Origin of the sequence: Cellulomonas sp. zg-ZUI22 (assembly GCF_017353535.1) — a bacterium.
In the GTDB taxonomy this organism is placed as follows: Bacteria; Actinomycetota; Actinomycetes; order Actinomycetales; family Cellulomonadaceae; genus Cellulomonas; species Cellulomonas wangleii.
In genome coordinates, this window is record NZ_JAFMUZ010000006.1 from 121,409 (window position 1) to 143,387 (window position 21,979).

A 21,979-nucleotide genomic window follows, 5' to 3' on the forward strand; every position below is an offset into this window, starting at 1 on the left:
CAGGGCCACGCGCGACCGGGCTGACCTGCGCGGTCGTGGGCCGTGCGGTGGGTCTCAGGCGGCCAGGACGTGCGGCGGGAAGCCGCTGCGCTCGACGTGCGCCCCCTCGGCGACCTTCGCCTCGGGCTCGACGACGAGGCCGGCGTCCAGCCGGGCCCGTGCCCCGACGTCGACGCGCACCCCGAGCCGACAGCCGCGCCCGACGAGCGCCTCACGGCCGACGTGCACGTGCGACCCGAGCCGCGCGCGCTCCTGCACGACGGCTCCGGGCTCGACCCAGACGTACCTGCCCACGGACGCACCGGCCTCGACCACGGCACCGGGGTCGATCCACGCGGAGTCGGCCACGTAGGCGGTCGGGTCGACCTTCGCGCCCCTGGCGACGAGGCCGCCGCCGTTCTCGTGTCGCTGGTAGCGGACGACCTTGCCGTCCTCGGTCTCGAGTTCCTCGTATCTCTTCATCCTGGCCATCAGAACGATCCGACACGACGGGGTGTTCCCGACGGAACCCCGTGCACAGGACCTTCACGCGAGCCACCCGCGTCGCCACCGCGTTCCTCGTCCTCGGCCCCGCCGGACGTCGCCGCACGGTGCCGGTGCGGGGCCCGCAGCCAGCCGGTGCGGGGTGCCGCGTCCGCCCGGCGCACGTCGCACCTGCGTGCGAGGATCGGCCCCATGACGACCGACCAGGACGCACGAGACCTCGCCGGGGACCCGGCACCGGCCGGGTCCGGCACGGCACCGGGCGACCCGTCCGACGTGCCCGCGGTGAGCGACGCGCAGGACCCGCTGGCCAACGCGGACGACACGGCGCTGTGGCTGGAGCGCACCGGCACGCGGCAGTACGTGGGGCGCAGCTCCCGCGGCGGGGAGGTGCGCATCGGGTCGCTGGGCGACCCCGACGCCTTCACGCCCGGCGAGCTGCTGAAGATCGCGCTGGGTGCGTGCACGGGCCTGTCCTCGGACGCGGCGCTGGCGCGGCGTCTGGGCGACGACGTGCAGGTGACCATCCGCGTCGGCGGCATGTCCCACCCCACCGAGGACCGCTACCCCGCGCTGGCGGAGGTGCTCGAGGTCGACCTGTCCGGGCTCGACGACGCCGCCCGTGACCGGTTGCTGACCGTGGTGCACCGCGCGGTCGAGCAGCACTGCACGGTCGGGCGCACGCTCGAGCACGGCGCCACCACCACCCTCACCGTCACCGGGGAGCGCTGAGGCATGCCGCACCTGCTGCAGTCCGCCCTCGAGAAGGCGGTGACGATCCCGTCGGCGACGATCCACGCGCACGTCGAGAACCTGCGACGTCGTAACCCCGGCGCCGGGCCGGACCAGGTCGTCAGGCTCCTGGAGAAGGAGTACCTGATGGTGGTCGCCGGCACCGGCGGCGCCGTGGGGGCCGCCGCGGCCGCACCGATCGTCGGCACCGGCCTGGCCACCGCGCTGACCGTCAGCGACGTCGCGACGTTCTTCGGGGCGTCGGCCGCGTTCTCCCTGGCCGTCGCGTCGGTGCACGGCATCGAGGTGGCGGACACCGAGCGCCGCAAGGCCCTGCTGCTGGCCACGCTGCTGGGCGAGTCCGGCGCGAAGGCCGTCAGCGACGCCACGGAGATCGCGACGCTGCGCGTCGGGCGGGTGCTGCTGACCCGCATGCCGATGAGCACCGTCAAGAAGGTCAACAACCAGCTCACCCGCCGCCTGGTGCGCACGCAGGCCGCGCGGTTCGGCGGCCTCGCCCTGGGCCGGCTGGCCCCCTACGGCATCGGCGCCGCGATCGGCGTGGCCGGCGGCCGCGCCCTGGGTCAGACGGTCGTCAAGGGCGCCCGCACGGCCTTCGGGCCGCCGCCCCAGACGTTCCCGCAGGTCATCGTCGCGGCGGCCGTGTCCGCACCGGGCTGGGGACTGCCGCCGGGCACCCCGCCGGAGCTGTGGCCGGCCCCGACCAGCGCCGCGCACCCGGTCGACCCGACCGGGCCTGCGGACGCACCGGCTGCGACCACCCGCCGGGGGCGGCGGCGAGGACTGCCGCGCTCCAGCTGAGGGCACCGTCGGACGATGCGTCGCCACGCCGCGCACCTGGTGGAGTCGCTGCCGCCCGTCCGACCGTGACCGTCACGCACGGGGCGCGACGGTCACGCCCTGCCGCCTACCAGCGGCCGTGGACGTGGGGGCGGACGCTGTCGTCGTAGACCCGCTCCAGGGCTGCCATCGTGCTGTCGTCCAGGTCCGGGAACGCGTCGGTGGCGGCGTTGGCCTGCGCCTGCCCGGGCGTGCGCGCGCCGGGGATGACGACGGAGACGCCGGGCTGCTGCGTGATCCACTTGAGCGCCAGCTGGGCCGTCGTCATGCCGGACGGCGTGATCGCGGCGACCTCGCGCGCGGCGGCGACACCCACCTCGTAGGGGACGCCCGCGAACGTCTCGCCGACGTCGAACGCCTCGCCGTTGCGGTTGTACGTGCGGTGGTCGTCGGCCGCGAACTGCGTGCTCTCGTCGTACCGGCCCGTCAGCAGGCCGGACGCCAGCGGGACGCGGGCGATGATGCCGATGCCCGCCTCGACGGCCGCGGGCAGCACCTGCTCCAGCGGCTTGCGACGGAAGACGTTGAGGATGATCTGCACGCTCGCGACGTGGGGCCGCTCGATGGCCGCGAGCGCCTCGTCGACCGTCTCCACCGAGACGCCGTAGGCGGCGGCGCGGCCGTCCTCGACGATCCGGTCGAGCGCGTCGTACACGGCCTCGGTGCGGAACACCGGCGTGGGCGGGCAGTGCAGCTGCACCAGGTCGAGGGTGTCGGTGCGCAGGTTCTGGCGGCTGCGGTCCGTCCAGCGGCAGAAGTTCTCGTACGTGTACGCGGCAGGCTCGTGCGGGTCGGCGCGCCGGCCCATCTTGGTCGCGACGGTGACGCGCTCGGCCACGTCCGGCCGCGACGCGAGGAACTGGCCGATGGCCCGCTCCGAGCGGCCGTCGCCGTACACGTCGGCGGTGTCGAGGAACGTCACGCCCGCGTCCACGGCCGCCTCCAGGACGCTCAGGGCCGTGTCGTCGGCGACGACGCCCCAGTCCCCGCCGAGCTGCCAGCAGCCCAGCCCCACGACCCCGACCTCACGACCCGTCCGTCCGAGCACTCGCGTCTGCATGCGCCAGACGCTACCCCGCGGGAGGATCGGCGGATGACGTCCCGCATGCACGCCGCAACGGCCGTCGTGACCCGTGCGCTGCCGGTCCCGGCGGACGTCGCGTGGCGGGCGCTGACGGACGCCCGCCGGCACGGCCGGTGGATCCCGATGACGCGCGTGCTCACCGACGGACCGCCGCGCCTCGGGTCGCACGTGGTCGGCATCTCCGGACCCGGAGCGGCACGCGGCGCGCCCGGCCTGGTCGACCGGATGGTCATCACGCGGTACGTCCCGCCGGGCGACGCGGCGGGGGATGCCGCGGGCGAGGCCGTGTTCACCAAGCACGGTCCGCTGCTGCGCGGGACGGCGTCGATCGTCGTGCTCCCCACGTCGCCCACGACGTGCCGGGTGACGTGGTCGGAGCACGTCCCGCTCGCCGGCCCGCTGCCCGCGGCGTGGACGGCACGGCTGACCGCTCCCCCGCTGCGGGCGATGCTGCGGCTGGTGCTGCGGCGGGCCGCGGCGGACCTGACGACGGCCTGAGCCGCGGCCGGGGCGGGACGGCTCCGGCGCGGTGCCGCGCCGGAGCGCGCAGCGGCCCCACCGGCCCCGGGACTCGTACGCTTCGTCACGGGCCGCCCACCCCCTGCGGTCCCCGTCCCGCGAGGAGACCCATGACCGCGCACGCGCCCGGCGCCACCCCCCGCCACTACCTGATGTGCGAGCCCACGCACTACACGGTGGCGTACGAGATCAACCCGTGGATGGACCGCACGCGGGCCACCGACACGGACCTGGCGGTGCGGCAGTGGCGCACGCTGCGTGACACGTACCTGGACCTCGGCCACACGGTCGACACCATCGAGCCGCTCCCTGGGCTCCCGGACATGGTGTACGCGGCCAACGGGGCGACCGTCGTCGGCGGCGTCGTGTACTCCGCGCGGTTCCGGTACCCCGAGCGGCAGGCCGAGGGCCCCGCGTACGAGAAGTGGTTCGCCGACCGCGGCTACCTCACCCACACCGCGGCGCAGGTCAACGAGGGCGAGGGCGACATGCTCGTCGCCGGTGACATGGTGCTGGCCGGCACCGGGTTCCGCACCGAGCGCGCCGCGCACGCCGAGGCGCAGGAGCTGTTCGGTCGCCCGGTGATCTCCCTGGAGCTGGTCGACGCGCGCTACTACCACCTGGACACCGCGCTGGCCGTGCTGTCGTCGGACCCGGCGGACCCGCAGATCGCGTACTACCCGCCGGCGTTCTCCCCCGGCTCCCGCGAGGTGCTGCGCTCGCTGTTCCCCGACGCCGTCGTCGCCACGGACGAGGACGCCGCCGCGCTGGGCCTCAACGCGGTGTCCGACGGCCTGCACGTGGTGGTGGCGCCGCGCGCCACGCACCTGGCCGACGCGCTGCGCGAGCGCGGGTACACGCCCGTGCCCGTCGACACCTCCGAGCTGCTCAAGGGCGGCGGCGGGGCCAAGTGCTGCACCCTGGAGATCCGGCGGTGACCGCGCGGCCCGTCGGGACGTCCGCGCTCGCGCCGAACTACCACCCGCTGCCGGTCACGCTGACGACGGGCGAGGGGGCGTGGGTCACGGACACCGGCGGGCGGCGGTACCTCGACCTGCTGGCGGGGTACTCGGCCCTCAGCTTCGGGCACCGGCACCCGGCGCTGGTGGCCGCGGCGCACGCGCAGCTCGACCGGCTGACGCTCACGTCACGGGCTTTCGACCACGAGCTGCTCGAGCCGTTCGCCCAGGCGCTCGTCGGGCTGGTCGGGCCGCTGCTGACCGGCCGCTCGCACCTGGTGCTGCCCATGAACACCGGCGCCGAGGCGGTCGAGACCGCGATCAAGGCGGCCCGCAAGTGGGGGTACGAGGTGCGCGGCGTGCCCGCGGACCGCGCGACGGTCGTCGTCGCCGACGGCAACTTCCACGGGCGGACGACCACGATCGTGTCGTTCTCCTCCGACCCGGACGCGCGTCGCGGGTTCGGGCCGTTCACGCCCGGGTTCGTCAGCGTGCCGTACGGCGACGCGCGGGCGCTGGCCGCGGCGGTCGACGAGACGACGGTCGCGGTGCTGCTCGAGCCGGTGCAGGGCGAGCAGGGCGTCGTCGTGCCGCCGGTGGACTACCTGCCGGCGGTGCGCCGGGTGTGCGACGAGGCCGGTGTCCTGCTCGTCGCCGACGAGATCCAGTCCGGGCTGGGGCGGGCGGGTGCGACGCTCGCGTGCGAGCGGTTCGACGTGCGGCCCGACCTGGTGACGCTCGGCAAGGCGCTCGGCGGCGGGATCGTGCCCGTCTCCGCGGTCGTGGGCCGGTCCGACGTGCTCGAGGTGCTGACCGCCGGGACGCACGGGTCGACGTTCGGCGGCAACCCGCTGGCCTGCGCGGTGGCGCTGGCCGTCGTGGACCTGCTGACGCCCGGCACGCTGCAGGCGCGCGCCCGCACCCTCGGTGAGCACGTGGGCGACCGGCTCGCCGGCCTCATGGACGACGGGCTGCTCACCGGAGTCCGGACGATCGGGCTGTGGGCGGGCATCGACATCGCCCCGTCCGTGCCGGGCGCCCCTGCCAGCGGACGCGAGCTGTGCGAACGCCTGCTGGCTCGCGGCGTGCTGGCCAAGGACACGCACGGCGGCACCATCCGGCTCGCCCCGCCGCTGACGGTCGACCCGGCGGACCTCGACGCGGCGCTCGACCACCTGGAGACGGCGCTCACCACGCCGTGACGGCCGGTGGTGCCGTGGCCGGTCAGCCGAACGTGATCGAGGTGTAGAGCCAGCCGTCGTACGACACCGCGCCGATGTACGCGGTTGAGTAGCCGCCCAGCATCTGCTGGTTGTGCCCGCTGGACCCGGCGTACGCCGCGATCATGCGCGTGGCGTTGCCCGGGCTGACGCGCCCGACGATCTCCGGGCGCGCCTTGGGCGAGCCCGCGCGGGTGCCGGAGTGCCAGATGCTGTTCGAGGCGGCCATCTGCATCGCGTGCTCGACGCGGGCGCCGGAGCGCACGATCGACAGCGCACCCAGGCCGTTGGCGGCGCGGTGGGCGTTGAGGGCCTCGCCGACCGCCCCGGCCGAGGCCTCCGAGCCGGCGGTGGGCAGGCCGACCGCGGCGGGTGCCTCCGCCGCGGCGGCGGGGGCGCCACCGGACGTCCCGCCGCTCGGCGCCGTGCCGGTCGAGCGCCGGGTGCTGCCGGCGCTGCTCCCCTTGGCGGTGGTGGTCCGGCTGCCGGCGCGGGCGGCGGCCGCCTGCGCGGCGGCGGCCTCGGCCGCGGCCCGCTCGGCGGCGATGCGGGCGTCCTCGGCGGCCTGCCACGCGGCCTGCGCGTCGACGACGGCCTGCTGCGGCGCGGCGAGCGCGGCGGTGGTGGTCCGCAGCGTCGTGAGGGAGACGGCGGGGGCGTCGAGGGCGGCGGCGGCCCCGCCGACGGCGGTCTGCAGGGCGCCCCGCGGGCCGTCACCGGCCTGCGCCGACACCGCCAGGGTGGCGTTCGCGCGCTCGACCGCGGCACGGCCGACGGCGCCCGCGTCGGCGCGCAGCGCCCCGGCGACCGCGGTCCCGGCGACGAGACCCTCCGGGCGCGGCGCTGTGAGCTCCGGCGCGAGCGCGACACGGACGGCCTCGACGCGGCTCTGTGCGGCGCGGTGCGCGTCCGCGCGCGCCGCGCGGTCCTGCTGCACGGCCCACACCCCGCCGGCGGAGACGAGGACCCCGGCGGCGGTCAGCAGCGCGACGATCCGACGCCCGTGCGGACGCGCCGCGGCCCGCGGCTGCGGCGCGGGCTCGGCGGCGACGGGCTCCGGGGCGGCGTGGTCGGGGACGGCGTGGTCGGGGACGGTCGGCGCGGCGACGACGGACGCGGCGTCGACGGACGTAGGCACGACCGGCACGCTCGCGGAGTGCGTCGGCACGCCCGGCTGCGTCGGGACGACGGTGAGGCGGTCCGGGCTCGTCGGCACCGCCGCAGGCCCGGGCGTGGGCGTCTCGCCGCGCCCCCCTGCCGACGTCGGACCACCCGGCGCCGGCACGACCGGGACGGGCCCGGAGACCGCGTGCCCGCCCTGGGTGGGGAGCCCACCGGCGGGCGCGTCCGCGACGTCCGTCCGGGCGGCGGCGGACGTGTCCTTCGCCGCCGCGGCACGCGCGGACGCGGACGTCCGCGCTCCGGCGTCGTCCGGGCGCGCGCCGTTCTCCTGCCGTCCGCTCATCGGTCCCCCCCGTAGGCGTGGTCGCTCCAACACGACTCCATCGGCATGTGCAGCGTCCGACCTGAGGGTTTCCGTCGCAAATGGTGGCACCAAATGCCCCGCCTCGTGCACATCCGTGCACGCCCCCCTCGCGAGGTGCCCGCCGTGCGCGGTGCGGAGGGGTCAGGGGCGGGTGACGTCGTCGCCGCGGGTGGTGACGACCATGACGGGGCAGCGGGCGTGGTGCAGGACCGCCTGGCTCGTGGAGCCGAGGAGAAGGCCGGCGAAGCCGCCGCGGCCGCGGGACCCGACGACCACCAGGTCCGTGGCCGCCGAGAACTCGGTGAGCAGCTCGGCGCCGGTGCCGTCGAGCACCCGCCGGTGCACGCGCGCGCCGGGGATCTCGGCCACCGCACGGTCGACGACGACGTCGAGCCCCTCGGCCACGTCCTTGAGGACCTGCTCGTGGTCCACCGCGGAGGGCAGCCACGCCAGCGCGCCGGTCATGGAGGCGATCGGGACGCCGGAGACCGCGAAGACGTCCGCGTCCCAGACCACCGCCTCACGCAGCGCGGCGCGCAGCGCGCGCTCGGCCGGGGGTGATCCGTCGACCCCCACCACGATGCGGCGCACGGGCCGCAGGGGCGCGGTCTCGCCCTCCGCCAGCGGGTGGCCGTCCTCGCCGCGCAGGGGCACGACGACCGTGGGGCACCAGCCGTGCGCCGGCAGGGCCGAGGAGACCGTGCCGAGCAGCCGGTCGGCGAACCCGCCGCGGCCGCGCGTGCCGACGACGGCGAGCTCGACGTCGCGCGACTCCTCGACCAGCACCCCGGCGGCGTCCCCCGTCAGGACGCGGCCCTGCACCAGCACGCCCGGGTCGTGCAGCCGTCCGACCGCCTCGTCGAGCACCGCCTGCGCGCCGGCGCGGATCGTCTCGTCGTCGAGCGCGGCGTACCCGCCGTCGAGGGAGGCGGCCGTGAACGTCGGCAGCGAGTAGGCCACGACCACCTGGAGCCCGGCCCCGCGGGTCCGGGCCTCCGCCGCGGCCCAGTCCAGGGCGTGCAGGCTGGCGCTGGACCCGTCCACCCCCACGAGGATCTCGTGCTCGCGTGCCATGCCGACCTCCGCATCGCGTGCCGCGCACCGTCGCGCCGCAGTCCGGTTGTCAGCCATCGTGGCACAGCAGCGCGCGGGGACCGCAGAGAACCGCCTGGTGGGCGGCCCGCAACCACCTGGCGGTACGCGACGACACGCCGTGCGCACCGCGGGCGCCCTCGGCGCCCCTCCCGCGTCGGCGCCCGGGCGTCAGGCCACGAGGTACGGGGACCACGCCGGGTCGGCCCGGCCGGCGGCACCGCCGACCGTGACCGACCAGCGCGGCGCACGGGGCCGGAACGGCAGCTCCCAGCCGAGCTCGTGGAGCGTGCGGTCCGCCTTGCGGTGGTTGCAGCGCACGCACGCCGCCACGACGTTGGTCCACTCGTGCCGCCCGCCGCGCGAGCGCGGGTGGACGTGGTCGACCGTGTCGGCGCCGCCGCCGCAGTACGCGCACCGGTGGTCGTCACGCTGCAGCACGGTGCGCCGGGTCGGCGGCACGGGCCGGCGGACGGGGACGTGGACGTACCGCGTGAGGACCAGCACCACGGGCACCGGCATCTGCAGATGGCTGGAGTGCAGCACACGGCCGTCGGACTCCAGCACCGTCGCCTTGCCGCTCATGACCAGCAGGACCGCGCGGTGGAGGCTGACGATGCACAGCGGTTCACCGCTGGCGTTGAGCAGGAGCGCGCGCGCCGGCACCGGGGCGCGTCCGGCATCGGGGTGGGTGGCCTGGTCGCTCGTCAGCACGGTGCACTCCTGACCTCGAGGGTCGGACCGGCTGGCTGCCGGCCCGGGACGAGAGGGAACAGCGTGGATGCGCGACCAGGGTACGCGCACGTCCAATTCCCGCAGCGGTGCGGGCGGTCGTGCAGGCGACCGGGGTGTCACGCAGAGACGACGAGGCCCCGACGACGTGGACGTCGTCGGGGCCTCGCGGCATCGGAGCGGCTCAGCCGACCCGGATGAAGGTGGGGTTGCTCTGCCAGATGTTGCGGAACTGGACCGTCTTGCCGGGGCGCGGCGCGTCGATCATCTGGTTGCCGCCGGCGTAGATGCCGATGTGCCCGGGGCTCCAGATCAGGTCACCCGGCTGGGCGTCCGCACGGGACACGACGGTGCCCGCGTTGCGCTGGGCCGACGACGTGCGCGGCAGCGAGATGCCGAGCTGGGCGTAGACGTACGACGTGAACCCGGAGCAGTCGAACCCGTCGGGCGTCGACCCGCCGGAGACGTAGGGGACGCCCACGTAGCGGGCGGCGATCTCGAGGACCGCGTTGCCGGACACCGACTGCGGGACCGGGTTGCTGGCGGGCGCCTGCGTGGTCTCCGTCGTCGCGGCGCGCTCGGCGGTGCGAGCGGTGGAGCGGGTCCGCACGGGCTCCGGCTCGGGCTCCGGCGGCGGCGCGGGCTTCTCGGCCACGATCACCGGGGCGTCGACCGTGAAGACGGCCTCGGCGGGCGAGGCGACCACGGGCGAGGTGTTGAGGACGGCGCGCGCCGACGCCGTGAGGGCGGCGGTGTCGACCGCGGCCAGCGCCGGGGTGTCGGCACGGTCCGTCGCGTAGGACGGCACAGCGATCATGGAGACCATGAGCCCGGACGACGCGGCGACGACGGCCGTCCGTCGACCGACGGTGCCCATCTGCTCGGACGCGGCGTTCGCCAGCTCGGTCAGCGGCGTCGAGGGGCGCCGTGCGGCGCGGTGACGCGCCTGGTTGATGCAATCGGACAAGGTCGTGCCTCTCCTGGCGCCTACGAGGTGAGCTGTCGGGTTCGGGTGGGAGATCACCCGGCCGGTCTTCCGTCACGACCTGCTGCGCACCGTGGTGCCCTGCTGTCGTGCCGTCGTCCCGGCTTCACCCCAAGGACACCGTGACCGGTGCCCAGAAGTGGTTCCCCCGCCCCTGCCGGCGAGTCGTACGGACCTGCGAGCGGCGGCAGGGTTCGGCGTTCCGCTCGAGGGCTCCCACGGAGGAGGGTTCCGAGAAGCAGGACGAACGTACATGACGCTCTGCGGGATTGTCACGCTCTGGTCACGAAGATCTCGAAGAGATCTTGGACGGGCGTCCGGGGATGTCCGGCGGACATCGCGACACGCCGTCGACACGCCGTTGGCGACCGGACGAACCGGGCCGCCGACCGGAGACCGGACACGTTCGGACAACCGCGGCCGCGGTCACGGACGCCCGTCGACCGGGCGCCACGACCGGGACCTCGGTCCCGGGCGCCGCCCGTCCCGGCGGTCCGGGCGGGTCCGCTCAGGCCCCGACGAAGATGTGCCGCGCCACGTCGTACGGCAGGTCGAGCACGGTCCCGGATCCCGCCACGCCGACGGTGACCACCCCGGTGGTCCGCTCGACGCTCACCTCGGCCCCCGGCACGACGCCGGCCTCGGCCAGCCGGACCAGCAGCTCGACGTCGACCTGCAAGGGCTCGGCGATGCGCGCGATCACCGCGGTGCCGTCGGCGGCCGCGCCGAGGGCGGTCAGCGGCACCACGCCGTCGAGGAACCGCACGGGCGTGCGCTCCTCGCCGATCTCGTCCAGGCCGGGGATGGGGTTGCCGTACGGGTCGAAGTGCGGGTGGTCCAGCAGGGCGGCCAGGCGCTTCTCGACCCGCTCGCTCATGACGTGCTCCCAGCGGCACGCCTCCTCGTGGACGTGCGGCCAGTCCAGGCCGATGACGTCGGTGAGCAGACGCTCGGCCAGGCGGTGCTTGCGCATGACCCGCACGGCCTTGGCCAGCCCGTCGGGGGTCAGCTCCAGGTGCCGGTCGCCGGTGACGACGACCAGGCCGTCGCGCTCCATGCGGGCGACGGTCTGCGACACGGTGGGACCCGAGTGCCCGAGGCGCTCGGCGATCCGGGCGCGCAGGGGGGTGATGCCTTCCTCGGTGAGCTCGTAGATCGTCTTGAGATACATCTCGGTCGTGTCGATCAGGTCGCTCACCGCTCGGCCTCCCACGTCGCGTCCGGCGGCCCGGGACCCCGTGCCGCGTGCTGCGGTCCAGGGTAGTCGGCGCCTCGCGCACGGACGGGCCTGCCCGTGCGCAGCGCGCGTCGATATCCTCGACGGGTGCCCGACGCCGACGCCCTGAGCCACCTGACGATCCCCGCCGACCTGCTGCCCCGGGACGGGCGGTTCGGCTCCGGCCCGTCCAAGGTGCGACGCGAGCAGGTCGACGCGCTGGCCGCCGTGGGCACCACGCTGCTGGGGACGTCGCACCGGCAGGCGCCGGTGCGCAGCCTGGTGGGTCGGGTGCGCGCCGGCCTGGCCGCCCTGTTCGACGCGCCCGACGGCTACGAGGTCGTGCTGGGCAACGGCGGGTCGACCACCTTCTGGGACGTCGCGACGCTGTGCCTGGTGCAGGAGCGCGCCGCGCACGCGCGGTTCGGGGAGTTCGGTGCCAAGTTCGCCGCGTCCACCACGCGTGCGCCGTTCCTGGCGCCGTCGCACGTGGTGAGCGCGCCCGCGGGGCAGGTCGCGGTGCCGGAGCACGTCGACGGCGTCGACGCGTACGCGTGGCCCCACAACGAGACCTCGACGGGCGTGATCGCGCCGGTGCGCCGCGTCGCGGGCTCGCGCGACGCGCTGATGCTCGTCGACGGCACGTCGGCAGCGGGTGGCACGACCCTCGACGTGTCCCAGACCGACGTCTACTACTTCGCCCCGCAGAAGTCGTTCGCCTCGGACGGCGGGCTGTGGCTCGCGCTGGCGTCCCCGGCCGCGGTCGAGCGGGCCGCCCGCGTCGAGGGCGGCGACCGCTGGGTGCCGGAGTCCCTGTCGTTCACGACGGCGGTCACGAACTCGCGCGCCGACCAGACCCTCAACACCCCGGCCGTGGCGACCCTGGTGCTGCTGGCCGAGCAGATCGACTGGATGCTCGAGCAGGGCGGCCTGGCGTGGGCCGCGCAGCGCACCGCGACGTCGGCCGGCCACCTGTACTCCTGGGCCGAGAGCCGCGACTGGGCCGCGCCGTTCGTCGCGGACCCGGCGCTGCGCTCCCCCGTGGTCGGCACGGTCGACCTGGCCCCGGAGGTCGAGGCGTCGACCGTGACGGCGGTGCTGCGCCGCCACGGGGTGGTCGACATCGAGCCCTACCGCAAGCTGGGCCGCAACCAGCTGCGGGTGGGCATGTACCCGGCGGTCGAGCCCGACGACGTCCTGGCGCTCACCGCGTGCATCGACCACGTGGTCGAGCAGCTGGTCTGACGACGCCCGCACGCACGCACGCAGGGCCCGGCACCTCGCGGTGCCGGGCCCTGCGTGCGTCGGGCCGTCGGACGTCGCGCGGCCTGCGGTACGGCGTCAGGCGCGGCGGCGACGTGCGGCGAGCACCCCGGCGGCCCCGGCCAGCACGAGCCCGGCGCCGATCAGCGCGATGGGCCCGGCGGACGAGCCGGTCGCGGACAGCACCTCGGCGCGCTCGGCGGGTGCGGCCTGCGTGCCGCCGGCCGCGGGCTCGACCCCGGCGGACAGCACGTCGGCACGCTCGGGCTGCGTGAGGCAGACGGGGCTGGACGGCGGGTAGGCCACGACGGCGGACGCGGTCGGGTTGACCGAGAACTGGACCTCGACCGACGGGCGGACCCAGTCGTACTCGTCGCCGACGACCCACGTGCCGTTCTCGAGGCGCCAGCCGGGCCAGTCGAGGCCGGTGCCGTCGGCGCCGACGACGGCGCCGGGCCACAGCACGCTGCCGGACAGCGGCTGGTCGGCCAGGACGACGTCGGGACCGGTGGGGTTGACGAAGGTGACGGTGACGGTGGTGTGGTCCGTGCCCACGGGCTGCACGACGTACTGCAGCCGCGGCACGCCGCCGTCGCACACGGGCGACAGGACGGCGACCTCGACCTCGCACGGCAGCTCGGCGCCGTAGCCGTCGGTGCCGCGCGTGCAGTCGTCCTGGGCGGAGGCGGGCGGCGCGGGCGTCGCGGCAGTGGCCGACGGGGCCAGCGCCGTCAGGGCCAGGACGAGGCCTGCGGCGGCACAGACCCGGATGAACGCGCGCATGGTGGCTCCTGTGTCGAAACGGACATTTCGTCTCATCCTCGCCCCGCGCGCCGCGGATTCCCATCCTCGTTCGGGTGAAACGGACAGAACGGGCATTATTCACCCGGACGATCGTCCAGGGAGGTGGGCCGAGGTCGGCCCGCTGACCCGCTCACCCCGGCGGCGCCTCCGCGAGGCGTGCGATCGCGGCCAGGCGCTCGTCCCAGCGGGCGCCGACGGCGTCGAGCGTGCGCGCGAGCAGCCCGAGGCGGGCGCCGACCGCCCGGTACCGCACCTCGCGCCCCGCCCGCACGGGCTCGACCAGCCCCACCTCGGCCAGCACGGCGAGGTGCTTGGCGATGGCCTGGCGGCTCACCGGGAGCCGCTCGGCCAGTGCGGACGCCGACGCCTCGCCACGCCCGACCTCGGTGAGGACCCGCCACCGGGTCTCGTCGCCCAGCGCGGCGCAGACCGCGACGACGTCCGTCGTGCCGCTCGCGGACGTCACACCGCCACCCCGCCGGCGACGAGCGCCACGAGCTCGTCGAGCTCCTCGGTCCAGCCGTCCCGGTGGTCCGCGAGCTGGCGCAGCCGCTCGTCGCCGAGCCTGTCGAAGCCCGTCTCCACGACCGTGAGCAACGTGCCGTCGCCGTCGGGTGCGAGCGTGAAGGTCACGGTCAGCTCGGTGGCGGGGTCGAGATCGCCCCCGCAGCCGGGCCACGCGAAGGCGAAGCGGCGCGGCGGGTCGTAGGCCTCGATCCGCACCGGGCTGTCGCCCTCACCGTCCCACCCGAGGGTGCCGGTGCCGCCGACGCGCAGGTCCGGCAGCGAGGCGCGCTGCCCGAACCAGCGGGCGACGAGGTCCTCGCGTGTGAGGACCTCGAACACGCGGGCGGGCGTGGCCTCGACGCGGACCGTGCGGGAGACGGTCGACGTGGTGTCGTCGACGAGCGCGGTGGTCTGGTGAGCGGTCATGGCAGCCTCCTTGGTGCAACTCTCCTGTTGCACGACAGCCTGCACCCTGCTCGACCATGAAGCAACCCCGTGGTTGCATCTGCTGGGCGACGGCGGGCCAGCCGCCCTCCCCGCGCCGGGACGGCGGTGGCCGTCGTCGGGCTCGGGTGCGGACGGCCGGCTCAGCGGCAGCGGTAGGCGGCGACGCCGGGCTGGGTGAGGGTCGGGGTCGTCCAGAGCGTCACGGCGCCGTCGCGCAGCGGGACGTCGACGGCGACCTCCTGGACCTGCCCGGGCGCCAGCCGCGAGGCGAGGCGCTGCACGTGACGCCCGTCGGCGGTGGCGGTGCTGCCGGTGGCCGGTGCGCCGTCGCGCGTGACGACCAGCGGCGGGCCGCCCTGCGCGGACCACACGGACACGGCCGTGAGCAGCGTCCCGACGGGCACATCGGGCCCCGGTGACCCGGTGACGTAGCGCGGGAAGCCCTCGATGCCGGCGGGCGGGCGGTACTCCAGGCGCAGCACGGCGGTCACGGCGGGGTCGGGCCCGGTGCACCGCGCGTCGCGGAACGTCACGCCGGTGGCGAGGTAGGCGCCGAGCTTGGCCTGCGTGGCGTCGTCGAGGAAGATCCCCGGCTGGTCGGCGAACGGGCCGGAGGTGAACGCGCCGCCGGCGACGGTCGCGACCAGCCGCTCCTGCTCGTCGGGGTGCGCGGACCACACCCGCAGGCGGCGCTCGTCGACCGCGTCGCGGCCCGCTGCCAGCAGGTCGCGCGGGTCCCCGGCACCGGCGCCGACGGCGTCGAGGATGCTGGCGACGACGGCACCGAAGTAGTCGTCGGAGTCCGCGGGCTCCGGGTGGGCCACGTAGGCGTCGCGCAGCAGAGCCGCGGCGAGGCGGTCGGCCCCGAGGTCACCGCCGTCGGGGTCGGGCACGGGCCCGGTCGCCCCGACCAGCCCCGCGACGGCGACGGGGTCGGTGGCGAGCACGCCGTCCACGGGTCCTCCGCCGGCGCGCGCCCAGTGCGCCACCACCAGCTCGGCGGTGCGCGGGAAGTCGGGGGTGGACACGGCGTTCTGCGCCCACCGCCCCAGGTCGTCGCCCCACAGGGCCGACTCCTCGGCGGTCAGCGGCAGCACGAGCCGCCCGGCGCCGGCGAGGTCGCGCGCGCCACGGCGGTCGGCCAGGGTGACCCGCCCGTCCTCGACCCGCACCGCGACGAGCGTGCCGACGATGCCGCCGGCGGCGCGCAGCTCGGCGGTGTTGAGCGCGAGCACCAGGTAGGTGCGCGGACCGTCGACCCCGAGCATGGCCGGCAGCACACCGGCGGTGCGTCCGGCCGGGCCCAGCTCCTCGTCGACGCGGGCGAGGGCGTCCTGGGTGGTGCGCACCGGCTCGGCGAGCGGGCCGACCAGGCGGTCGGGGTCCAGCGCGGCGACGACGGCGCGCGCGGCGGACGCGGTCGCGGCGGCCTCCTCGACGCGGGCGACCAGCGGCACCAGGGCCTCGACGTCGACGCGCCCGTCCGGGCCGCGCACGCCACCGCCCAGCAGGGCACGCAGGTCCTCGACCGCGGGCAGGACCTGGCCGGCGACGGCGTCGAGGGAGCCGGCGACCACGCGGACGGCCGCGAGCTGCTCCCCCGCCCACGGCAGGTGCTCGGCGGTGCGCCACACGGGGTCGGTGCTCGCGGCGGCGGCGCGCGAGGTGGCGGCGCGCACGGCGGCGAGGTCGTCGGTGAGCGCGGGGTCCAGCGCGGCGTCGACGGCCGTCCCGAGCGCGACGTCGCCGAGCAGGTCGCGGGCGTCCTGCAGCGCCGTGACCGCCTGCCACACGCGGGACGCGAGCCACGCCCCGAGCAGCAGCAGGACGACGGCGAGCAGGGCGAGGACCCGCGCGACGGTGCGGCGGTGGCGGCGCGGGCCTGCACCCGGCCCGGCGGTCGCGGGCTCGCTCACCGCCGCGTCGGCCGTCCGGTCCGCGGCAGCGTCGGCTGCGCCCGCGCCCGGCCCCGGTGCGGCGGCGTCCGCCGCGCCACCCGGCTCCGCCCTGGTCGTGCTCACGCGCCGATCGTCACATAGGGGGCGTACCGGGCATCGCCCGCGGGGTGCCTTTCACCCGAGGATCCACCCGTGCGGGTTGCGGCCGCGTGGGACCTCAGGCGGCGTGCTGCGCGTCCGCGGCGTCCTGGACGGCGACCCGTGCGGGCGCGTCCGTGGCCCGGCGCCCGCCGGGGGTGGTCGGGGACGTCGGCGGGGTGGGGCCGGTGCCGTCGGGGTCGGGGCCCCGCCCGGTCCGGTCGTCCGGGTACAGCACCTCGAGGTGGGGGCGGGAGGCGACGTGGTACCGCACCTGCACGCCCCACCGGTTGCGGGCCCACAGGGCCGCGCCGACGGACACGAGGATCGCGGAGACGGACCCGACGCCGATGGACCACCGGGCCCCGAACGTCTCGCCGATCCACCCGACGATGGGCGACCCCACGGGCGTGGCACCGAGGAACACGACCATGTAGAGGGACATGACGCGCCCGCGCATCCGCGGGTCGGTGGACATCTGGATGCTGGTGTTGGCGGCGGTCATCATCGTCAGCGACGCGAACCCGACGGGGATGCAGGCGATCGCGTAGGACGTGTAGGTGGGCATCAGCGCCATGACGCCCGTCGTGACACCGAACGCGAACGCGGAGCCGATGACCAGGCGCACGCGAGGGCGGTCCCGGCGGGCGGCCAGCAGCGCACCGGTGAGCGACCCGATGGCCAGGACGGACCCGAGGATGCCGTACTCCTGCGCGCCGCGGCCGAACTCGGTGCGGGCCATCAGGGCGCTGGTGAGCTGGAAGTTCAGGCCGAACGTCGACACGACGCCGACGACCACCATGATGACGAGGATGTCGGAGCGGTTGCGGACGTAGGCGATGCCCTCGCGGATCTGCCCCTTGGCGCGCGGGGCCTGCGGCATGGGGTAGAGCTCGCTGCGGCGCATGAGCGTCAGCGACACGATGGTGGCGGCGAACGTGGCGGCGTTGATGACGAACACCCAGCCGCTGCCGACGGCGGCGATGAGCAGGCCGGCCAGGCCGGGACCGATCAGGCGGGCGGCGTTGAACGACGCGCTGTTGAGGCCCACCGCGTTGGACAGGCGCTTGGCCGGCACCAGCTCGGCGACGAACGTCTGGCGCACGGGGCCGTCGATGGCGGTGACGACGCCGAGCATGCCGGCGAACGCGTAGACCTGCCACAGCTGGGCGTGGCCGGACAGCACGAGGGCACCGAGCCCGGCGGCGAGGACGCCCTGGGCGACCTGCGTGAGGACCAGCAGCTTGCGCCGGTCGAACCGGTCGGCGAGCAGCCCGGCCCAGGCGGAGAGCACCAGGGTGGGGGCGAACTGCAGGGCGGTCGTGATGCCGACGGCCACCCCCGACTCGTCCGAGAGCTCGGTGAGGACGAGCCAGTCCTGCGCGACGCGCTGCATCCAGGTGCCGACGTTGGCGACGAGGGCACCGGCGAACCACAGGCGGTAGTTGCGGAACGAGAGCGAGGAGAAGGTGGCACTCACGACGAGGTGATCCTCCGGAGGATCTCGGCAGCCTGGACGAGGACGGCGCGCTCGTCCGCCTCGAGGCCCGCGAGCCGGGCGGACAGCCAGGCGTCGCGGCGACGGCGGGTCTCCGCCACCTCGGCCTCACCCTCGGGGGTGAGGCTGACGACGACCTGGCGGCCGTCGGTGGGGTGCTCCTGCTTGCGCACGAGCCCGCGGTCGGCGAGGCAGCCGACCGTGCGGGTCATGGCGGGGGCGGCGATGCGCTCGTGCTCGGCGAGCCGGCCAGGGCTGGTGGGGCCCTCGCGCAGCAGGATCGCGAGCACGTTGAACTGGGGGTCGGACAGGCCCGCGTCACCGCGCTCGGCCTTGAGGCGCCGGGTGGCGCGGCCGAGCGTGACGCGGAGCTCGGCGGCGAGCGCGAGGTCCGCGGTGCCCGCCGCGGGCGGCACGGACGGCGCGGGGGCGGGCGGGGCGGGGGCGACGGTCACGGATGGTTACCTTACATCATGACCTCGGGTAAGGACATGTGGACATGCTCTTGCGCAGGTCACCGCGGTGGTGAACAGTCAGACCCGGGGAGGGATGCTGTCATGAAAGGTTCCAACTGGGACGTGTCGAACGATGCGCTGGTCGCCGAGCACGTCCTGGCGTCGACGATCGACCCGGTGACGAACCGTCCCGCCGCCACCGCGCTGAACACCGGGTGCACGCATCCCGCACCCGACGACGCCGTCGTCAGCGTGGTCGCGCTGGCCTACGACACCCCCAGCACGCGCAGCCTGCCGGGCCGCGCCCGGGGCGTCGACGTGGCCGAGCGCGCGCTGTGCCGGGACCTCGACCTGTGGGCCGACGCCCCGGGCAGCGTGGTGGCCATCGGCGAGGCCGCCGCGGCGTACGTCGCCCTGCACTCCCCCGACGAGTCGCGCGAGCTGCGGTCCCGGCTCGACGAGCTGCGCGCCCGCACCCGCCGCGCGGTGGGCCCACGGCCGCTGGTCGCCGCCGCGCAGGGCCCCGCCACGACGTCCGCCGACGTGGCCGCGCGGGCCATCGAGCGGCTGGTGCTGCCGGCCGGGACCGTGCCCGCCCAGGACCACTGGGTCGCCGGCCAGGTCTCGCGACGCCCCCTGTGGGACGCGGTGACCGGCGAGCGGTTCGGCACGCAGGTGCGGCTGCACGCCGCGGGCCTCGACGGCGTCCACGCCGAGCGCGCCGAGGGCCTGCTGTCCCTGACGCGCTCCACCCGGTACGTCGACGTCGCCCGGGCCGCGCACAGCGCGATCCCCCGCATCGTGGCGGCGTCGCCCACGGAGGGGCCGGTGCTGTGGGACGCCTCCGCCGCGCTGTCCGGCACGGGACCCGCGCGCGGCAGCCTCGCGCAGCTGCTGACCGAGCAGTGCCCGCCGGGGGTGTGGATCGGGGTCTCGGCGTGGCTCGCGGACGTCGACGAGGTGATGGAGGCGCTGCGCACCCTGCGGGCGCAGGGGCGACGGATCGTCCTGACGTCCTACGGCTCGGGGCGGGAGCCGCTGGCCGCGTTCGACGAGCTGCCGGTCAACGCCGTGCTGATCGACCCGTACCTGGAGCGCGGCGCCGCGCTGGGGATCGAGGACCGCACGGTGCACGCCGCGATCCTCGAGCACGCGACGCGCAACGGGATCCCCGCCCTGACGGGCACCCGCACGGCCCTGCAGCTGAACCGCCGGCCCGTGCCGTCCCCCCGGCCGCGCACCCCGCACCCCGGCGGGCAGCTGCTGGAGCGCGCCCGGCTGGTGGGCCTGACGCTGCGGCAGACCGCGCTGCTGGTCAACGCGACCCACGGGCAGGACCCGCTGGCACCGCGCTGGGACCGGTACGACGTGGCCATGCACTGGGCGGCGGACGCGACGTGAGCGACCCCCACCCGGGCGCCGCGGCACCGGGCGGCACCGGCGCGTCGCTGCGCCGGCCCGTCCTGGTCCTGCTCCTGGTGGCCTACCTGGCAGCCGTGGCAGCCGTCACGCTGACGCCGGGACGCAGCCACGCGGGGTCGCTGGGCGTGGTCCGCACGGTGCTGCGGTGGCTGGACGAGCGCGGGATCCCGCTGCGGTTCGAGGTGGTGGAGCCCGCGGCGAACGTGGTGATGTTCGTGCCGTTCGGGGTGCTGGTGGGGCTGCTGCTGGGGCTGCGCCGGTGGTGGGCGGTGGTGCTGCTGGGGCTGGCGACGTCGGCGACGATCGAGACGGTGCAGCGGGTGCTGCCGGGCCGGTTCTCGACCGTGCAGGACGTCGTGATGAACACGCTGGGTGCGGCGGTGGGTGTGGCAGTGATCGCGTGGGTCGCGCCCCGCGCCGGACGCACGCGGCCCGGGTCCGCGAGTGCGGACCCGGGCCGGGTGATGTCAGAGGGCTGAGGCCGTTACAGGCCGATGAGCTCCTGGATGGGGCCGAGGGCGAAGTACACGACGAACGCGACGGCCGCGAACCACATGAGCGGGTGCACCTGCCGGGCCTTGCCGACCGCGACCTTGATGAGCACGAACGCGATGAACCCCGCGCCGATGCCCGTGGTGATCGAGTACGTGAACGGCATGAGCACGAGCGTGAGGAACGCGGGGATCGCGATCTCGGGGGACTTCCAGTCCAGGCCGGTGATCTGCGTGACCATGAGGAAGCCGACGACGACGAGGACGGGCGCGGCCGCCTCGGACGGGACCATCGCGACCAGCGGCGACAGGAACGTCGCGAGCAGGAACGCGATACCGGTGACGACGGAGGCGAGGCCCGTGCGGGCGCCCTCGGCGACACCGGACGTCGACTCGACGTACGCGGTGTTGGACGAGACGGACCCGACACCACCGGCGACGGCCCCGAGGGAGTCGACGAGCAGGATCTGCTTGCTGCGCGGGGGGTTGCCACCCTCGTCGAGCAGCTTGGCCTCGGACCCGACGGCGACCATGGTGCCCATCGTGTCGAAGAAGTCGGCGAGCAGGATCGAGAAGACGAGCAGCGCGACCGCGAGGACGCCGACCTGGCCGACGGCCCCGAACAGCGAGAACTGACCGAGCAGCGACAGGTCCGGCACGGACGCGATCGCGTCCGGCACGGCCGGCACGTTCTGGTGCCAGCCGGCAGGGTTCTCACCACCGGCCTGGTCGCCGATCTTCGCGACGGCCTCGACGATCACCGCGATCACGGTGGTGCCGATGACGGCGATGAGGAGGCCGCCGCGCACGCGCTTGACCATGAGGACGATCGCCAGGATCAGCCCGAAGACGAACACGAGCGACGGCCAGCCCACGAGGGACCCGCCGATGCCCAGCTCGAGCGGCGTGCCGCCGCCCTGGCGGACGAACCCGCCGTTGACGAAGCCGATGAGCGTGATGAACAGGCCGATGCCGACGCCGATCGCGACCTTGAGCTCACGCGGGACGGCCCGGAACACGGCCGTGCGGAACCCGGTGAGCACCAGGACGGTGATGATCAGACCCTCGAGGACGACGATGCCCATCGCGTCCGCCCAGGACACGCCGGGGATCGCCGCGATGGTGAAGGCCACGACCGCGTTGAGGCCGAGGCCCGCGGCCAGCGCCATCGGGAAGTTGGCGACGAGGCCCATGAGGATCGACAGGACGCCGGCGACCAGTGCGGTCGCCGCGGCGATGAGCGGCAGGTTGCTGCCGTCACCGGTGCCGCCACCCAGGAACTCGCCCGTGCCGTCCGGCACGAAGCCCAGGATGAGGGGGTTGAGCACGATGATGTAGCTCATCGTGAAGAAGGTGACGAGACCGCCGCGGATCTCGGCCCCGATGGTGGAGCCACGCTCGGTGATCTTGAAGAAGCGGTCGACGGCGCTGCGGGGGGGCGCGGACGCGTCGTCGAGCTTCTCCTCCGGGGAAGTTGTCGACATGGGCGGCAGTGTGGCAGAAGTGCGCGGCCCGGACGCGCACCGTCCGCATGGCCAGCAGGTGGCGTCCGCGCGGTGAGCGCGGGCGCGGGTTCACCCGCCGTGCGGGCGATAAATGGAGGGCGCGCGCGTGTGCCGGGAATGCCCTTCCCCGAGGTCGCAAGATATGGTCGCGCGGTGAGATGGAACGTCGAACGGGCAAATAC

22 protein-coding genes and 1 riboswitch are annotated in these 21,979 nt (G+C 75.5%); of the genes, 8 read left to right on the forward strand and 14 right to left on the reverse strand.

Features of this window, described 5'->3' with window-relative positions:
- Positions 1-54 precede the first annotated feature (54 nt).
- On the reverse strand, positions 55-462 hold the full coding sequence (locus J1G43_RS14505) for a transferase (protein WP_242635795.1): 408 nt from the start codon (positions 460-462) through the stop codon (positions 55-57).
- 213 nt (positions 463-675) lie between these two features.
- Between J1G43_RS14505 and J1G43_RS14510 the strand changes: the two genes are divergently transcribed.
- Positions 676-1,215: an OsmC family protein gene (locus J1G43_RS14510; RefSeq protein ID WP_242635796.1), complete on the forward strand. Its 540-nt coding sequence runs from the start codon at positions 676-678 to the stop codon at positions 1,213-1,215.
- Positions 1,216-1,218: 3 nt separating this feature from the next.
- Complete coding sequence (locus tag J1G43_RS14515) at positions 1,219-2,037, forward strand: hypothetical protein (protein WP_207340587.1); 819 nt, start codon at positions 1,219-1,221, stop codon at positions 2,035-2,037.
- 106 nt (positions 2,038-2,143) lie between these two features.
- Here the strand turns inward: J1G43_RS14515 and J1G43_RS14520 are convergent, their stop codons facing one another.
- Positions 2,144-3,136 (reverse strand): aldo/keto reductase, encoded by a 993-nt coding sequence (locus tag J1G43_RS14520; protein WP_207378711.1) that lies wholly within the window; start codon positions 3,134-3,136, stop codon positions 2,144-2,146.
- Between the two features lie 33 nt (positions 3,137-3,169).
- Here J1G43_RS14520 and J1G43_RS14525 point away from each other — a divergent pair, with 33 nt between their 5' ends.
- From J1G43_RS14525 to rocD, 3 genes are all read left to right on the forward strand, one after another.
- Positions 3,170-3,658, forward strand: a complete 489-nt coding sequence (locus J1G43_RS14525; RefSeq protein WP_207340585.1) for an SRPBCC family protein — start codon at positions 3,170-3,172, stop codon at positions 3,656-3,658.
- Positions 3,659-3,789: 131 nt separating this feature from the next.
- Complete coding sequence (gene ddaH, locus J1G43_RS14530) at positions 3,790-4,617, forward strand: dimethylargininase (RefSeq protein WP_207340584.1); 828 nt, start codon at positions 3,790-3,792, stop codon at positions 4,615-4,617.
- Positions 4,614-5,840 carry an ornithine--oxo-acid transaminase gene (gene rocD, locus J1G43_RS14535; protein WP_207378712.1) on the forward strand — a complete coding sequence of 409 codons (1,227 nt, stop codon included), beginning with the start codon at positions 4,614-4,616 and terminating at the stop codon, positions 5,838-5,840. The genes ddaH and rocD overlap by 4 nt, the downstream gene beginning before the upstream one ends.
- 22 nt (positions 5,841-5,862) lie before the next feature.
- Here rocD and J1G43_RS14540 read toward each other — a convergent pair whose 3' ends face one another.
- From J1G43_RS14540 to J1G43_RS14560, 5 genes are all read right to left on the reverse strand, one after another.
- Entirely contained in the window at positions 5,863-7,323 is a 1,461-nt protein-coding gene (locus tag J1G43_RS14540; RefSeq protein ID WP_207340582.1) for a hypothetical protein, read from the reverse strand.
- 162 nt (positions 7,324-7,485) lie between these two features.
- Positions 7,486-8,418, reverse strand: a complete 933-nt coding sequence (locus J1G43_RS14545) for a universal stress protein (RefSeq protein WP_207340581.1) — start codon at positions 8,416-8,418, stop codon at positions 7,486-7,488.
- 189 nt (positions 8,419-8,607) lie between these two features.
- Positions 8,608-9,147, reverse strand: a complete 540-nt coding sequence (locus J1G43_RS14550) for an HNH endonuclease (RefSeq protein ID WP_207800810.1) — start codon at positions 9,145-9,147, stop codon at positions 8,608-8,610.
- A gap of 205 nt (positions 9,148-9,352) precedes the next feature.
- Positions 9,353-10,135, reverse strand: a complete 783-nt coding sequence (locus tag J1G43_RS14555; protein ID WP_207340579.1) for a C40 family peptidase — start codon at positions 10,133-10,135, stop codon at positions 9,353-9,355.
- A gap of 3 nt (positions 10,136-10,138) precedes the next feature.
- Positions 10,139-10,363, reverse strand: a riboswitch (cyclic di-AMP (ydaO/yuaA leader).
- A gap of 298 nt (positions 10,364-10,661) precedes the next feature.
- Positions 10,662-11,351 (reverse strand): metal-dependent transcriptional regulator, encoded by a 690-nt coding sequence (locus J1G43_RS14560; RefSeq protein ID WP_207340578.1) that lies wholly within the window; start codon positions 11,349-11,351, stop codon positions 10,662-10,664.
- Between the two features lie 126 nt (positions 11,352-11,477).
- On the opposite strand from J1G43_RS14560, the gene serC reads away from it, so the two are divergent.
- Positions 11,478-12,614 (forward strand): phosphoserine transaminase, encoded by a 1,137-nt coding sequence (gene serC, locus J1G43_RS14565; protein WP_307859615.1) that lies wholly within the window; start codon positions 11,478-11,480, stop codon positions 12,612-12,614.
- A gap of 96 nt (positions 12,615-12,710) precedes the next feature.
- Here serC and J1G43_RS14570 read toward each other — a convergent pair whose 3' ends face one another.
- From J1G43_RS14570 to J1G43_RS14595, 6 genes are all read right to left on the reverse strand, one after another.
- Positions 12,711-13,415, reverse strand: coding sequence for an LPXTG cell wall anchor domain-containing protein (locus J1G43_RS14570; protein WP_207378713.1), 705 nt, complete (start codon positions 13,413-13,415; stop codon positions 12,711-12,713).
- Between the two features lie 151 nt (positions 13,416-13,566).
- Positions 13,567-13,902: a helix-turn-helix transcriptional regulator gene (locus J1G43_RS14575; protein WP_207340576.1), complete on the reverse strand. Its 336-nt coding sequence runs from the start codon at positions 13,900-13,902 to the stop codon at positions 13,567-13,569.
- The gene (locus J1G43_RS14580; RefSeq protein WP_207340575.1) at positions 13,899-14,369 is read right to left on the reverse strand and encodes an SRPBCC domain-containing protein; all 471 of its coding nucleotides are present in this window, start codon (positions 14,367-14,369) and stop codon (positions 13,899-13,901) included. Before J1G43_RS14580 ends, J1G43_RS14575 begins: the two co-directional genes overlap by 4 nt.
- Before the next feature lie 161 nt (positions 14,370-14,530).
- On the reverse strand, positions 14,531-16,411 hold the full coding sequence (locus J1G43_RS19680) for a DUF4012 domain-containing protein (RefSeq protein ID WP_207378714.1): 1,881 nt from the start codon (positions 16,409-16,411) through the stop codon (positions 14,531-14,533).
- Positions 16,412-16,505: 94 nt separating this feature from the next.
- Positions 16,506-17,906 (reverse strand): MFS transporter, encoded by a 1,401-nt coding sequence (locus tag J1G43_RS14590; protein WP_207371353.1) that lies wholly within the window; start codon positions 17,904-17,906, stop codon positions 16,506-16,508.
- A complete protein-coding gene (locus J1G43_RS14595; protein WP_249670794.1) occupies positions 17,903-18,379 on the reverse strand; it encodes a MarR family winged helix-turn-helix transcriptional regulator in 477 nt (158 codons plus the stop codon). Before J1G43_RS14595 ends, J1G43_RS14590 begins: the two co-directional genes overlap by 4 nt.
- Before the next feature lie 102 nt (positions 18,380-18,481).
- On the opposite strand from J1G43_RS14595, the gene J1G43_RS14600 reads away from it, so the two are divergent.
- Entirely contained in the window at positions 18,482-19,780 is a 1,299-nt protein-coding gene (locus J1G43_RS14600) for a hypothetical protein (protein ID WP_207340572.1), read from the forward strand.
- Positions 19,777-20,280, forward strand: a complete 504-nt coding sequence (locus J1G43_RS14605; RefSeq protein ID WP_307859616.1) for a VanZ family protein — start codon at positions 19,777-19,779, stop codon at positions 20,278-20,280. Before J1G43_RS14600 ends, J1G43_RS14605 begins: the two co-directional genes overlap by 4 nt.
- A gap of 5 nt (positions 20,281-20,285) precedes the next feature.
- Here J1G43_RS14605 and J1G43_RS14610 read toward each other — a convergent pair whose 3' ends face one another.
- The gene (locus J1G43_RS14610) at positions 20,286-21,776 is read right to left on the reverse strand and encodes an NCS2 family permease (RefSeq protein ID WP_207340571.1); all 1,491 of its coding nucleotides are present in this window, start codon (positions 21,774-21,776) and stop codon (positions 20,286-20,288) included.
- Between the last annotated feature and the right edge of the window lie 203 nt (positions 21,777-21,979).

Bases quoted from the DNA above. Each gene is read 5' to 3' on its own strand.
- J1G43_RS14515 (WP_207340587.1), top strand. From the start codon at position 1,219: ATGCCGCACCTGCTGCAGTCCGCCCTCGAGAAGGCGGTGACGATCCCG.
- J1G43_RS14570 (WP_207378713.1), bottom strand. From the start codon at position 13,415: ATGCGCGCGTTCATCCGGGTCTGTGCCGCCGCAGGCCTCGTCCTGGCC.
- J1G43_RS14580 (WP_207340575.1), bottom strand. From the start codon at position 14,369: ATGACCGCTCACCAGACCACCGCGCTCGTCGACGACACCACGTCGACC.
- J1G43_RS14510 (WP_242635796.1), top strand. From the start codon at position 676: ATGACGACCGACCAGGACGCACGAGACCTCGCCGGGGACCCGGCACCG.
- ddaH (WP_207340584.1), top strand. From the start codon at position 3,790: ATGACCGCGCACGCGCCCGGCGCCACCCCCCGCCACTACCTGATGTGC.
- J1G43_RS14520 (WP_207378711.1), bottom strand. From the start codon at position 3,136: ATGCAGACGCGAGTGCTCGGACGGACGGGTCGTGAGGTCGGGGTCGTG.
- J1G43_RS14505 (WP_242635795.1), bottom strand. From the start codon at position 462: ATGAAGAGATACGAGGAACTCGAGACCGAGGACGGCAAGGTCGTCCGC.
- J1G43_RS14525 (WP_207340585.1), top strand. From the start codon at position 3,170: ATGACGTCCCGCATGCACGCCGCAACGGCCGTCGTGACCCGTGCGCTG.
- J1G43_RS14540 (WP_207340582.1), bottom strand. From the start codon at position 7,323: ATGAGCGGACGGCAGGAGAACGGCGCGCGCCCGGACGACGCCGGAGCG.
- J1G43_RS14600 (WP_207340572.1), top strand. From the start codon at position 18,482: ATGAAAGGTTCCAACTGGGACGTGTCGAACGATGCGCTGGTCGCCGAG.
- J1G43_RS14610 (WP_207340571.1), bottom strand. From the start codon at position 21,776: ATGTCGACAACTTCCCCGGAGGAGAAGCTCGACGACGCGTCCGCGCCC.
- J1G43_RS14545 (WP_207340581.1), bottom strand. From the start codon at position 8,418: ATGGCACGCGAGCACGAGATCCTCGTGGGGGTGGACGGGTCCAGCGCC.